A 12,275-nucleotide genomic window follows, 5' to 3' on the forward strand; every position below is an offset into this window, starting at 1 on the left:
TTCTAGAAGCTGAAATCCAATCCTATCCCAAAAACTTCCCTTACTTGAACTGCTTTTACGGCATTGTCGTCATAAATAGTCTGTAAGGCTATATTGGTCGACATATATCTGTTAATTTTCATCACGACATTCATCTGATAATCGACGTCAATATTTTGCGGATTATCTAAATAATTGGAATATAGATTCAGTCTGTTTTCTACTTTTACATTTGCCATTACATTTAATTTATAATAGGCTGAAACACTTGCTCCAAATTCAAATCGTGAAGAATCACCTTGTAAAACACCAAATGAGGAACCTAAAAGGGTGTACTTGCTGTCGACCAAAATTAATCTGGGAGTAATTGGTGCAATATTGATGCTCAAATTTTCATCCTTTTTCCATAACATACCGGGGCCAAATTGGAAATAGGCAGGCGAAAAAAAGTGTGAAACTTCAAATCCGTTTCTATCAAAACCACTATCCATTTGCGTTTTTAAGTTAAAAAAAACGGAGTAATACCACTGCCCAGAGGCTTTCTTTCCCCAAAGTGAGTTCAACTCTAATCGGTCGTCAGTTTTTGCGGTTTTTGCTGCTTCCTTTATTTTGGTTAAACCATAAGCCACTATGATTTTTGTGTCCCAAAGCACATCATCTTTTTTATAATTGAAATCATAATTCAGTCCTAAATTTCCGGCAATGCTCGAAGTTCCGCCAGCCAACCACTCTGCATTAAAAGCGGATTGATTAAAAAGCAGGAGAAAATTCCCTCCTTTTTTCCAAAGTTTCGTGGAGTCTTTTACTGTTTCTTGTGCGTTTGCTGAAAATACACCCAGAATAAAAGCGAGATAAAATACTGTCTTTTTCATTTTTACTGTTTTGGAAAAGTAAAGATAAGAAAAACCAAAAAAATTATCCTTTTTTCTGGGCTTTAAAAAGGGGTACGGCTGAACATGCCTCGCCATACATAATACTTCGGGCAAAGGGCTGCAAATAGTGGGCTGCCAAAATATACGCACGCATTGGCACTGGTTTTTTCGAACAGCCTTTTATAATGACAGCCTTGTTTTTATAAACCGAATAATCAATTTTGGAAAGTATTTCCTCGTACAATGATGAATCTAAATCTTCAATGTTTCCGTTCACGATTTTCTTGGCAAATGGCGCTAATTGAATCGCAACCAAAATAGAAGCCCAAGCGGGAACAATGGCATCGGTGCTGCAATTAATGGAAACATATTGATCTTGGTATTGCGGCCAATCGTGATTTTTAAGATGTTCTCTAAAGTCTTTTTCCTTTAATAAAAAACCGTCAATAAGCCACTGCGAAATATCAATTTGCGTACGAATTCCCTTTAGATAATAGTCTTCAAGATCGAAAACTTCCAAGGCACTATTGGCCACTTTGTTGATTATTTCTTCCATTTAAAAAGTTTAAAGTTTCAGGTTTAAAGTTTCAAGTTGAGCAACCTGAAACGTTAAACTTGAAACAAATTTTAGAGCATTCCTAGTTCTAACTTAGCTTCTTCGCTCATTAAATCCTTGCTCCAAGGCGGATCAAACGTGATTTCGACTTCGGCATCTTTTACATTAGGGATCGATTTTACCTTTTCTTCCACTTCCCTTGGTAAACTTTCGGCAACCGGACAGTTGGGAGAGGTGAGCGTCATCAGAATTTTTACCTCATAATCGGTACTTACCAAAACGTCGTAAATTAGCCCTAATTCATATATATCAACAGGAATTTCGGGGTCATAAATGGTTTTTAGTTTTTCCACGATTTCTATTCCCAGCAAATTGGTGTCTATTTTTTGTTCCATAATTTTTGTCATTGCGAGGCACGAAGCAATCTCGCGTTATTTCTCATTTTATTATTTTTTTGCGTCGAAAGCCAATGCGTACATTTTTATGTTTTTTATCATCGAAACCAATCCATTGGCACGAGTTGGCGACAAATGTTCTTTTAATCCTATTTTGTCAATGAAATCCATATCGGCAGCCAAAATATCGGTAGCGGTTTGGTTCGAGAAAACCCGGATTAATATTGCGATAATTCCCTTGGTCAAAATCGCGTCACTATCGGCGGTGAAAATAATTTTGTTTCCATCTTTTTCGCCGTGCAACCAAACTTTCGACTGGCATCCCTTAATGAGATTTTCATCGGTTTTGTATTCTTCCTTGATTAAAGGTAAATTTTTACCCAAATCAATAATGTATTCATAGCGTTGCATCCAATCGTCAAACATCGAGAACTCGTCTATTATCTCTTCTTGTATTTCTTTAATCTTCATTATTATTTTTTTGCAAATGAATTTATTTTATCGACTAATTTTTTGATGGCTTCCGGAGGATAACCATGATCGAAAGCCGTGGTTTCATAAGTCTTGTCCTTGTAGACAATTTTTAAATTGGCTATAGCCGCTCCGTCATGAAAACGTTTTTCGGTTGGTGCTTTTAAAGTGGCCAAACTATCCAATTTGACAGCTTCAAAATAGCCAACCAATTCCTTCCAGTTTTTATCAGAAATTTTTGTTGCAACTGGCGTGTCGTTGCCGCTTCTGTCTTTCGAAACGGTTACCATTTGGTTTTGGATAGTTATCTTTTGATAAAAACCCCTGGTGTTTGCGGTATATTCCAAAACAGCGTCTTTCATATCATTTTTTGTTTGACTAGAACAACTTTTTCCAAGAAAAACACTCAAAAAAATCATGGCAAATAGTTTCATGGTATTTTGTTTTAAGATAACATTAGTTGTGCTTTTTTCACTGCTTCCACCATAACGTCAATTTCTTCTTTGGTATTATAAAATGAAAACGAAGCTCGTATCGTTCCCGGTATTTTGAAAAAATCCATAATGGGTTGCGTGCAATGGTGTCCGGTTCGAACCGCTATTCCCAGTTTGTCTATAATCGTGCCAATGTCATACGGATGAACTTCTCCAATATTAAACGAAATCACCGATGTTTTTTCCTTGGCTGTGCCAAAAATTTTCATTCCTTCGATTTCCAATAAGCGTTTTGTCCCGTATTCGACCAATTCTTTTTCCTGTTTTTGAATGTTGTCAAAACCAACGGAATTCAAATAATCAACGGCGGTTCCCAGCACAATTCCACCGGCAATATTTGGCGTTCCCGCTTCAAATTTATGTGGTAAATCGGCATAGGTGGTTTTCTCGAAAGTCACTTCCTTGATCATTTCGCCGCCACCTTGATAGGGTGGCAATTTGTTGAGCCAAGCTTCTTTTCCGTATAAAATTCCGGTTCCTGTTGGACCACACATTTTGTGTCCCGAAAAAACATAAAAATCACAATCCAATTCCTGAACGTTGGGTTTGAGATGTGGAACGGCTTGCGCTCCGTCAATCAAAATCGCTGCGCCAAATTCGTGCGCTTTGTCGATCATATATTTGATGGGATTGATGGTTCCCAAAGCATTCGAGATATGATTCACCGTCACGATTTTAGTTTTATCCGACAACAATTTATCGAATTCGGCCATAATCAATTCGCCGTTTTCATTCATTGGAATCACCCGCAAAGTGGCTCCGGTTCGTTCGCACAACATTTGCCAAGGCACAATGTTGCTGTGATGTTCCATTGCCGAAACCAAAACTTCGTCACCCGCTTTTAATAGCGAGGCAAATCCATTGGCAACAGCATTAATTCCGTGTGTTGTTCCCGAAGTAAAAATCACTTCGTGAGCGAATTTCGCATTGATATGATTTTGAATTTTACCACGCGAAACTTCGTAAGCATCGGTTGCGAGTTGGCTCAAAGTATGCACGCCACGATGGATATTGGCATTGATTTCCTGATAATATTCTGCAATCGCATCGATCACGATTTGTGGTTTTTGCGATGTGGCTCCGTTGTCAAAATAAACCAACGGTTTTCCGTTTACGGTTCTGGAAAGTATTGGAAAATCGGCTCTAATTTTATTTATATCTAACATTTTACCTGCTTATTTTTATTGTTTTTTATTGGTCAGATAGAACGCCAATAATCAACATTTTTTTAGATAATCCAATTTATCATTGGCGTTTCTCTATTTAGAAAAATTCTAAATACAAAAGTAATATATTTGAAACGACTTTTTAGCAAACATTTGTTAATAAATCCGAACTTTTCTTATGCCATATAAGGCATTTAAGGTCATTTAGTTCGTTTGTGTTTTTATTATATTTCCTTAAATGCCTTATATGGTAAATTTTCTTAACTTGCATTCTCTTGTAATTCTCTTCTTATGAAAAAAATCTTCAAAATTCTTGGTCTTGCCCTTTTAGTGTTTTTAGTTTATTTTGGATATATTTCTTATCCCAAGCTGGATTTGATTTCCGGCTTTTCAGCCAAAAGCGTGGCTTCGGGTCATTTCATCGACAACCGTTCGCAGGAAATGATTGAAAAAGGAGACAATGACATCGATATGATAAAGTTGTCCAAAAACAAAATTGACGAAAACGGAAAATCCGCATCGTCTACCGTTTATGGATTAAAAGAAAAAAAAGCCATTTACCGCGAGGGTTTGGGAGCGACTTTAATCAATGATGATTTTAATGTTTCGAAACCGTATGAAGTTCCGAAAAGAACAAAATTGGAAAATAATTTGACTTTTCCGTACGGCAACAACGAACCGAAGGCCAGCCTGCCGAATGGCATGGACACGGTTTTTGCCAATGTTGATTATCCAAAACTGGAGAAAGCTGTCGCCAATGCTTTCGACACTAAAGGAGACTCGAGCCTAAAAGGCGAACAGGCGAAGCAAAAAAAGAAAAGAACGCGTTCGGTTCTGGTCGTTTATAAAGACAAAATCATTGCCGAAAAATACGATACCGGTTTCAACAAAAACTCCAAAATATTGGGTTGGTCAATGACCAAAAGCATCACCAGCGCGATTTTTGGAATCTTGCAAAAACAGGGGAAAATAGACGTTTCAAAACCCGCTCCCGTTGCCGAATGGGCCAACGACGAACGGGCAAAAATCACCATCGCCAATTTGCTCAATATGAACAGTGGCTTGGAATGGGAAGAAGATTACACCAAGATTTCCGATGTGACAAAAATGCTTTTTCTTGACGCCGATATGAGTCAGGCGCAATTGATAAAACCGACACAATTCAAACCCAATACCCATTGGAATTATTCCTCGGGAACGACTAATTTGCTGTCGGGAATTTTGAGAAAACAGTTCAAAACGCACCAAGAATATTTAGATTTTTGGTATTCGGCATTGATTGACAAGATTGGGATGAACTCAATGCTGATCGAAACGGATATGGCCGGGAATTATGTGGGTTCTTCTTACAGCTGGGCTACGACGCGCGATTGGTCAAAATTTGGATTGTTGTATTTGCACAAAGGCAACTGGAACGGGGAACAAATTCTGGACGAAAGCTGGGTGCGATTTGCCGCAACGCCAACAAACACTTCCAATGGAAGATATGGCGCCCACTTTTGGCTGAATGCCGGCGGACATTTTCCCGATGTTCCAAGAGATATGTTTCATTGCAGCGGTTACCAAGGGCAAATGGTTTTCATCATTCCGTCGCTGGATTTGGTCATCGTAAGAATGGGCTTGACCGAAGAACCTGAATTCGATTTTAACGGCTTTTTGAAAGGGATAATCTTATCAATAAAAAAATAAACTTAACCACAAAGCACACAAAATAAAAACACAAAGGGCACAAAGTTCTGTAACAAACTTTGCGCCCTTTGCGTAAATCTTAGCTAACCTTGCGGTTAAAAATTCTACAAATCAAATCCCATTTTCACGCCCAATTTCATGGCGATGATTTTGGTGATTCGTTGTTTGAGTTCCGGTATTTTGATGCTTTCGATTACTGCATTCGAGAAGGCATACATCAATAAAGCTTTAGCTTCTTTCTTTGGAATTCCACGCGATTGCATATAGAACATCGCCGTTTCGTCGAGTTGCCCAATCGTGCAACCATGGGAACATTTCACGTCGTCGGCATAAATCTCCAGTTGCGGTTTGGCATTTATAGTGGCTTTGTCGCTCAACAAAATGTTATTGCTTTTCTGGAAAGCGTTGGTTTTTTGGGCTTCTCTTTCCACAAAAATCTTTCCGTTAAAAACTCCTGTCGAACGGTCTGAATAAATTCCTTTGTAATCCTGGTGGCTTTCACAATTGGGTTGCGAGTGTTGCACCAAAGTATAATGATCCACGTGTTGCTTGCCGCCAATAATTGTGATTCCGTTGAGATTGCTGACGATTCTTTCTCCAAAATGATAAAAATTCAGGTTGTTTCTGGTCAGGTTTCCACCAAAGCAAAAAGTGTTTACCGACACATTGGTTTCCTGTTTTTGGGAAACATAAGTATTGTCTATTAGATTGGCTTCGAGACCGTCATTTTGGATTTTATAATAATCGACAATGGCGCGTTTCTGCGCAAAAATCTCCGTAACCGAATTGGTCAAAACAGGATTATCGTTTAAACTTTGGTGTCTTTCGATGATTTGAACGTGTGAATTTTCTCCAACAATTATCAAATTTCTTGGTTGAACCATAAGTGCTGCTTCATTGCCTGTCGAGAAATACATTATCTCGATGGGTTTTCGAACCACGGTGCTTTTTGGAATATTGATGTACGCACCTTCATTGGCAAAAGCCGTATTCAAGGAAGTCAAACTCTCGTCTTTGCTGGCAATTTTGTTATAATAGTTGTCGATAACCATTTTGTATTTTGGCTTGTTCAATGCCGATGACATCAGGCAAACATCAATTCCTTCGTGAGTGGTCGAGGACAAAAACGAACTGAAAACGCCATCGATAAAGACTATTTTATAGGTGTCGATTTCGTGGATGAAATATTTTTTCACGTCGGCAAATTCTACCGCACTTTCGCTTTTTGAAAATACGGTAAAGTCGTTTTTTAAAACTGCATTTAGCGAAGTGTATTTCCAGGATTCTTCTTTTTTAGTCGGGAAGCCTTTGTTTTCAAAGTTTTTTATGGCTTGGGAACGCACATCGTGAAGGGATGAAGAAGTATCGATACTTTCTTCAAAAGCCATAAAAGACGACAGTAATTTTTCTTTTAATTCCATTTTTTTTGTTTCAGGTTTAAAGTTTAAAGTTTCAGGTTTTGCCTATTGGAACTTATTCCCTTTGAAATCCTTCTTGTTAAGATAGGTGATAAAATTTTTAATTTTACCACTCAAATTTTCGTAATCTTTTTTTAATAACTCGAATTTTGGTTCATTTATATAATCAAAATCAAAAACTCTATAAAGTTGAGATCTTGTTTCTCCAGCAGAACCTTTGGCGACAGATAAAAATTGTCTAAACTCAATATTTCCATCTCTTTCAAAGCCTTCAGCAATATTGTCCATTACAGAGCCAGAGGAAGATTTAATCTGTTCTTTAAATCTAAAATCAGATTTCAATCCAGTTTCAACAGAAATTATATGTATCTCTTTTGCTAATCGTCTGGCTTCTTGCCAAATTTCTAAATCTTCAAATCTGTTTATTGTAGCCATATATTATTTGTTTTTTATTTGATTCAAGTTTAAGGTTACTCAACTTGAAACTAAAAAAACTTGAAACCTGAAACCAATTTTAGTTCTCCGCTTTAATCCAGTCGTATCCTTTTTCTTCCAATTCGTAGGCCAATTCTTTTCCGCCCGATTTCACGATTTTTCCGTTGTATAAAACGTGAACAAAATCAGGAACAATATAGTCCAAAAGTCTTTGGTAGTGCGTGATTAGGATGATGGCATTTTTGTCACTTTTGAGTTTGTTTACGCCATTGGCAACAATTCTCAAGGCATCAATATCCAGTCCAGAATCGGTTTCGTCAAGAATGGCGAGTTTTGGTTCGAGCATTGCCATTTGGAAAATTTCGTTACGTTTTTTCTCTCCACCCGAAAAACCTTCATTTATGGAACGAGACAAAAATTTTCGGTCTATTTCCAATAATTCCGATTTAGAACGAATGAGTTTCAGCATTTCGTTAGCTGGCATTTCTCCCAGTTTGTTGGCTTTGCGGGTTTCGTTGATTGCCGCTCTCATAAAATTGGTTACCGAAACTCCGGGAATTTCAACAGGATATTGAAACGAAAGAAAAACACCTTTATGCGCTCTTTCTTCCGGAGCCAATTCCGAAATATCTTCCCCGTCCAAAAGGATTTCGCCTTCGGTCATCGTGTAGTTTTCGTTTCCGGCAATCACCGCTGAAAGCGTGCTTTTTCCGGCACCGTTTGGTCCCATAATCGCGTGAATTTCTCCCGCTTTTACCTCAAGATTGATTCCTTTTAATATTTCTTTGTCTCCAATGGAGGCGTGTAAATTTTTTATTGATAACATTGTTTGTTTTGTTTATTCGTAATGACCTTTTAATGAAATAATATTTAAGATTTCGATTGTTTTTTCATCAATAATTTCATAAATTATACGATGTTCTTGATTTATTTTTCTTGACCAAACACCTGAAAGATTGTATTTTAATGGCTCTGGTTTTCCAATGCCTTCAAAAGGGTTTTCTTGTATTGCTCTTAACAATTCAGAAATTTTTTTAAGAATAGATTTATTTCCTGTTTTAGTCCAAAATTCTAAATCTTTCTTGGCTTTGTTAGAAAATATTATTTCCATAATTTATCTATTTCCTCCAAAGTCATTTTTATTCCTTTCCCTTGTTTTAATTCTTCTCTTGCTTCCAAAATTTCTTTTACAAACTCTGGATTATAGGGTTTTTCTTCTTTTACAATTTCAAAACCGAGTGATTTTGCCAATGATTTCAACACTGGAAAATCTTTTTTCTTAACGTTTTTTAAAATTATATCCATAACAATTTGAATTTAATATAGTTCTTTCAAATTTACAAAAATTATCCGACAGAACCTTCTAACGAAATTTCCAACAATTTCTGAGCTTCGACAGCAAATTCCATTGGCAATTTATTCAATACATCCTTGCTGAAACCGTTCACGATTAAGGCAATGGCTTTTTCCGTTGGAATTCCACGTTGGTTGCAATAGAAAACTTGGTCTTCGCCAATTTTACTCGTCGTGGCTTCGTGTTCTATTTTTGCCGTTGGATTTTTGCTTTCGATGTAAGGAAAAGTATTGGCACTGCAATTATTTCCCATCAAAAGAGAATCGCATTGCGAAAAATTTCGGGCATTGTCGGCTCTGGCACTGACTTGTACCAATCCGCGGTAGCTATTATGTGATTTTCCCGCGGAAATTCCTTTGGAAATAATGGTTGATTTGGTGTTTTTGCCAAGGTGAATCATCTTGGTTCCCGTATCGGCTTGTTGGAAATTATTGGTTACGGCAATCGAATAAAATTCGCCAACCGAATTATCGCCTTTCAAGATACAAGATGGATATTTCCAAGTAACGGCTGAACCTGTTTCGACTTGAGTCCAAGAAATTTTTGCGTTTTTTTCACACAAACCTCTTTTAGTCACAAAATTGAAAACGCCGCCTTTTCCTTCCTTGTTTCCAGGATACCAGTTTTGAACGGTCGAATATTTGATTTCGGCATCGTCCATTGCAATAAGTTCAACAACCGCGGCGTGCAATTGATTTTCGTCACGACTTGGTGCGGTACAACCTTCTAAATAACTTACGTAACTGCCTTCGTCTGCGATTAGCAACGTTCTTTCGAATTGTCCGGTTCCCGCTTGATTGATGCGGAAATAAGTTGATAACTCCATTGGGCAACGAACGCCTTTTGGAATGTAACAGAAACTTCCGTCAGAGAAAACGGCTGAATTTAATGCGGCGTAAAAATTGTCTTTTTGTGGAACAATGGTTCCGAGATATTTTCGAACCAATTCAGAATGTTCGTGAATCGCTTCGGAAATCGAGCAGAAAATAATTCCTTTTTCGTTCAGGGTTTTTTTGAATGTTGTCGCCACCGAAACCGAATCGACCACAATATCCATCGCAACATTATTCATTATTTTTTGCTCATCTACGGAGATTCCCAACTTTTTATACATTTCTAAAAGTTCAGGATCTACATCGTCCAATGTTTTATTGGGATCGATTTTCTTTGGTGCCGAATAATAGGAAATGGCCTGAAAATCAGGTTTGGTATAATGCACATTTGCCCATTCCGGCTCCGTCATTTGTTCCCAAGCGTGAAAAGCCTCGATGCGCCAATCGGTCATCCATTGCGGTTCTTCTTTCCTGTGGGAAATGGCGCGAACGATATCCTCGTTCAAACCAACAGGAAAAGTATCCGATTCTATATCAGTATAAAATCCGTACTCGTATTCTTTGCTTTCGAGTTCAACTCGTAAATGGTCTTCAGTGTATTTACTCATTTAATTATAAGATTTAAAGATTAAAAAATTCAAAGATTGAATGCTAATCTTTAGTATTATTGTTTAGGTATTTTATGAAATTCGATAGGTTTTGAGATATTTCAATGCTTACATCATAACTAATTTGAATACTCTCTTGATCACAAAACTGTAGTTCTCTTGACAATACCAACATATTTCTAACTTCTGCACAACTTCCTTTCGAATATTTTAGATACCTTATGAATTGCCTGTTATTATTATATTCTGAACCTTCGGCAATATTGTTTGTAATTGATATAACGGCTCTTTTCAACTGGTCTTTAAAACCAAATTCTTTTTCAAATGATTTATTGTTTAATAATTCAAAAATTAATTTTGTTAAGACAACGCCTTTTTTGTGAACCTCAAATTCTTCAAACGATTTTGTCATACTTTTTTAATCTTTAAATTTTTCAATCATTTAATTTTTGAATTTACAAAGAGAAACTCTCCCCGCAACCACAAGTTCTACTCGCATTTGGGTTATTGAAAACGAAACCTTTTCCGTTTAATCCGCCCGAAAATTCCAATATCGTTCCGGCTAAATAGAGAAAAGATTTTTTCTCCACGGCAATGGTTATTTCGTTATCCACGAAAATTTTGTCATCTTCCCCTTTGGTTTTGTCAAACTTCAAATCATAAGACAAACCAGAACATCCGCCGCTTTTCACACCAACTCTCACATAGTCGATTGCGGCATCAAAACCATCGTCTTTCATCAAATCGATGATTTTCTTTTTGGCAGTATCAGAAACTTTTATCATTCGTACTTTTTTATTGTTTTTATTGGAAAATGGAATTAATGATATTTTGTTATTTGCTTTTGGCATCATCAAACTTTGTTTCCCACAGATAATTTAGATTTTAAAAAGACCATTTCCATTTTGCTCACTTAATAGCTTATGTAGAATTTGTCTAAATAAAGCGCAAAGATATTACAATTTAGTCTTTTTGTCAAACAACATAACATTTTTATAACTATAATTGGATAGAAAAAGTTTATTTGGCTTCCTATATAAGCAAATGGATTCCTTAACTTTGTTTCCTATTTTGAAAAATCAATACTGATCAATGAAACTCTATCCTATAGAAACTGGCAATTTTAAGCTTGATGGCGGCGCAATGTTTGGCGTGGTGCCAAAAACAATTTGGAATCGAACCAATCCTGCCGATGAAAATAATCTTATTGACATCGCCGCACGTTGTTTGCTCATAGAAGACGGAAACCAATTAATTTTGATTGATACCGGAATGGGCAATAAACAATCCGATAAATTTTTTGGATATTATTCACTTTGGGGAAACCATTCCATCGACAAATCATTGGCAAAACACGGTTTTCATCGAGATGACATTACCGATGTATTTTTGACGCATTTGCATTTCGATCATTGTGGCGGAAGCGTGCAATGGAACAAGGACAAAACAGGTTATGAGGTGGCTTTTAAAAATGCTAAATTCTGGACAAACGACAGCCATTGGGAATGGGCCACAAAACCCAATGTCCGTGAAAAAGCGTCTTTTTTATCAGAAAACATTTTGCCAATGCAGGAAAGCGGACAATTGAATTTTATCAAAAGACCCGAAGGTGATTTTCTGCCAACATCGGAACTGGGTTTCGGGATTTTCTTTGCCGACGGTCATACCGAAAAACAGATGCTTCCGCACATTCAATATCAGGATAAAACGATTGTTTTTTGTGCCGATTTGTTGGCCACAGCAGGACATATCCCAATTCCGTACGTGATGGGTTATGACACAAGACCGCTTTTGACAATGGACGAAAAAACAAAATTCATGAATGCAGCCGCCGAAAACAATTATTATTTATTCTTGGAACACGATGCCCATAATGAAATCATAACAGTCGAGAAAACAGAGAAAGGAGTCCGATTAAAAGAGCGATTTAGTTGTGACGACATCCTAAAATAAAGTTAATTACAGTAGTATTTGTAACATTCCTAAAGTATTTTTGACCTATCAT

General features: G+C 37.0%; 16 protein-coding genes. 2 read left to right on the forward strand and 14 right to left on the reverse strand.

Annotated features, from left to right (window positions below):
- Positions 1-2: 2 nt before the first annotated feature.
- The 6 genes from B2145_RS02930 to B2145_RS02955 all read right to left on the reverse strand — a co-directional run bounded on the left by B2145_RS02930 (position 3) and on the right by B2145_RS02955 (position 3,933).
- The gene (locus B2145_RS02930; protein ID WP_291097995.1) at positions 3-851 is read right to left on the reverse strand and encodes a DUF3078 domain-containing protein; all 849 of its coding nucleotides are present in this window, start codon (positions 849-851) and stop codon (positions 3-5) included.
- Positions 852-894: 43 nt separating this feature from the next.
- Positions 895-1,407, reverse strand: a complete 513-nt coding sequence (locus B2145_RS02935) for a DUF2480 family protein (RefSeq protein ID WP_291097998.1) — start codon at positions 1,405-1,407, stop codon at positions 895-897.
- Between the two features lie 71 nt (positions 1,408-1,478).
- Positions 1,479-1,802 carry an SUF system Fe-S cluster assembly protein gene (locus B2145_RS02940; RefSeq protein WP_291098001.1) on the reverse strand — a complete coding sequence of 108 codons (324 nt, stop codon included), beginning with the start codon at positions 1,800-1,802 and terminating at the stop codon, positions 1,479-1,481.
- 51 nt (positions 1,803-1,853) lie between these two features.
- Positions 1,854-2,273 (reverse strand): SufE family protein, encoded by a 420-nt coding sequence (locus B2145_RS02945; RefSeq protein WP_291098004.1) that lies wholly within the window; start codon positions 2,271-2,273, stop codon positions 1,854-1,856.
- Positions 2,274-2,275: 2 nt separating this feature from the next.
- On the reverse strand, positions 2,276-2,707 hold the full coding sequence (locus B2145_RS02950) for a hypothetical protein (protein ID WP_291098007.1): 432 nt from the start codon (positions 2,705-2,707) through the stop codon (positions 2,276-2,278).
- Positions 2,708-2,718: 11 nt separating this feature from the next.
- On the reverse strand, positions 2,719-3,933 hold the full coding sequence (locus B2145_RS02955) for an aminotransferase class V-fold PLP-dependent enzyme (RefSeq protein ID WP_291098010.1): 1,215 nt from the start codon (positions 3,931-3,933) through the stop codon (positions 2,719-2,721).
- 291 nt (positions 3,934-4,224) lie between these two features.
- On the opposite strand from B2145_RS02955, the gene B2145_RS02960 reads away from it, so the two are divergent.
- Complete coding sequence (locus B2145_RS02960) at positions 4,225-5,622, forward strand: serine hydrolase domain-containing protein (RefSeq protein WP_291098012.1); 1,398 nt, start codon at positions 4,225-4,227, stop codon at positions 5,620-5,622.
- 104 nt (positions 5,623-5,726) lie between these two features.
- On the opposite strand, the gene sufD is transcribed toward B2145_RS02960, so the two are convergent.
- From sufD to B2145_RS03000, 8 genes are all read right to left on the reverse strand, one after another.
- Positions 5,727-7,043, reverse strand: coding sequence for a Fe-S cluster assembly protein SufD (gene sufD, locus B2145_RS02965; protein WP_291098015.1), 1,317 nt, complete (start codon positions 7,041-7,043; stop codon positions 5,727-5,729).
- 42 nt (positions 7,044-7,085) lie between these two features.
- A complete protein-coding gene (locus B2145_RS02970) occupies positions 7,086-7,475 on the reverse strand; it encodes a four helix bundle protein (protein WP_291098017.1) in 390 nt (129 codons plus the stop codon).
- A 79-nt stretch (positions 7,476-7,554) separates the two neighbouring features.
- Positions 7,555-8,301, reverse strand: a complete 747-nt coding sequence (gene sufC / locus B2145_RS02975) for a Fe-S cluster assembly ATPase SufC (protein WP_291098019.1) — start codon at positions 8,299-8,301, stop codon at positions 7,555-7,557.
- 12 nt (positions 8,302-8,313) lie between these two features.
- Complete coding sequence (locus tag B2145_RS02980) at positions 8,314-8,586, reverse strand: Txe/YoeB family addiction module toxin (protein ID WP_291098022.1); 273 nt, start codon at positions 8,584-8,586, stop codon at positions 8,314-8,316.
- Complete coding sequence (locus tag B2145_RS02985; RefSeq protein WP_291098025.1) at positions 8,577-8,780, reverse strand: DUF2683 family protein; 204 nt, start codon at positions 8,778-8,780, stop codon at positions 8,577-8,579. Before B2145_RS02985 ends, B2145_RS02980 begins: the two co-directional genes overlap by 10 nt.
- Before the next feature lie 41 nt (positions 8,781-8,821).
- Entirely contained in the window at positions 8,822-10,270 is a 1,449-nt protein-coding gene (sufB, locus tag B2145_RS02990) for a Fe-S cluster assembly protein SufB (RefSeq protein WP_291098028.1), read from the reverse strand.
- A gap of 43 nt (positions 10,271-10,313) precedes the next feature.
- The gene (locus B2145_RS02995) at positions 10,314-10,682 is read right to left on the reverse strand and encodes a four helix bundle protein (protein WP_291098031.1); all 369 of its coding nucleotides are present in this window, start codon (positions 10,680-10,682) and stop codon (positions 10,314-10,316) included.
- Positions 10,683-10,725: 43 nt separating this feature from the next.
- Positions 10,726-11,055 (reverse strand): HesB/IscA family protein, encoded by a 330-nt coding sequence (locus B2145_RS03000; RefSeq protein ID WP_291098035.1) that lies wholly within the window; start codon positions 11,053-11,055, stop codon positions 10,726-10,728.
- Between the two features lie 307 nt (positions 11,056-11,362).
- On the opposite strand from B2145_RS03000, the gene B2145_RS03005 reads away from it, so the two are divergent.
- Positions 11,363-12,223, forward strand: coding sequence for an MBL fold metallo-hydrolase (locus B2145_RS03005; protein WP_291098038.1), 861 nt, complete (start codon positions 11,363-11,365; stop codon positions 12,221-12,223).
- Positions 12,224-12,275 lie beyond the last annotated feature (52 nt).

The organism is Flavobacterium sp. UBA5153, assembly GCA_002413745.1.
Classification (GTDB): Bacteria; Bacteroidota; Bacteroidia; order Flavobacteriales; family Flavobacteriaceae; genus Flavobacterium.

What these genes read in the sequence shown, in the direction of transcription:
- B2145_RS02930 (WP_291097995.1), bottom strand. Translation starts at nt 851, where the DNA reads ATGAAAAAGACAGTATTTTATCTCGCTTTTATTCTGGGTGTATTTTCA.
- B2145_RS03000 (WP_291098035.1), bottom strand. Translation starts at nt 11,055, where the DNA reads ATGATAAAAGTTTCTGATACTGCCAAAAAGAAAATCATCGATTTGATG.
- B2145_RS02995 (WP_291098031.1), bottom strand. Translation starts at nt 10,682, where the DNA reads ATGACAAAATCGTTTGAAGAATTTGAGGTTCACAAAAAAGGCGTTGTC.
- sufD (WP_291098015.1), bottom strand. Translation starts at nt 7,043, where the DNA reads ATGGAATTAAAAGAAAAATTACTGTCGTCTTTTATGGCTTTTGAAGAA.
- sufB (WP_291098028.1), bottom strand. Translation starts at nt 10,270, where the DNA reads ATGAGTAAATACACTGAAGACCATTTACGAGTTGAACTCGAAAGCAAA.
- sufC (WP_291098019.1), bottom strand. Translation starts at nt 8,301, where the DNA reads ATGTTATCAATAAAAAATTTACACGCCTCCATTGGAGACAAAGAAATA.
- B2145_RS02935 (WP_291097998.1), bottom strand. Translation starts at nt 1,407, where the DNA reads ATGGAAGAAATAATCAACAAAGTGGCCAATAGTGCCTTGGAAGTTTTC.
- B2145_RS02985 (WP_291098025.1), bottom strand. Translation starts at nt 8,780, where the DNA reads ATGGATATAATTTTAAAAAACGTTAAGAAAAAAGATTTTCCAGTGTTG.
- B2145_RS02940 (WP_291098001.1), bottom strand. Translation starts at nt 1,802, where the DNA reads ATGGAACAAAAAATAGACACCAATTTGCTGGGAATAGAAATCGTGGAA.
- B2145_RS02945 (WP_291098004.1), bottom strand. Translation starts at nt 2,273, where the DNA reads ATGAAGATTAAAGAAATACAAGAAGAGATAATAGACGAGTTCTCGATG.
- B2145_RS02960 (WP_291098012.1), top strand. Translation starts at nt 4,225, where the DNA reads ATGAAAAAAATCTTCAAAATTCTTGGTCTTGCCCTTTTAGTGTTTTTA.
- B2145_RS03005 (WP_291098038.1), top strand. Translation starts at nt 11,363, where the DNA reads ATGAAACTCTATCCTATAGAAACTGGCAATTTTAAGCTTGATGGCGGC.
- B2145_RS02955 (WP_291098010.1), bottom strand. Translation starts at nt 3,933, where the DNA reads ATGTTAGATATAAATAAAATTAGAGCCGATTTTCCAATACTTTCCAGA.
- B2145_RS02950 (WP_291098007.1), bottom strand. Translation starts at nt 2,707, where the DNA reads ATGAAACTATTTGCCATGATTTTTTTGAGTGTTTTTCTTGGAAAAAGT.
- B2145_RS02980 (WP_291098022.1), bottom strand. Translation starts at nt 8,586, where the DNA reads ATGGAAATAATATTTTCTAACAAAGCCAAGAAAGATTTAGAATTTTGG.
- B2145_RS02970 (WP_291098017.1), bottom strand. Translation starts at nt 7,475, where the DNA reads ATGGCTACAATAAACAGATTTGAAGATTTAGAAATTTGGCAAGAAGCC.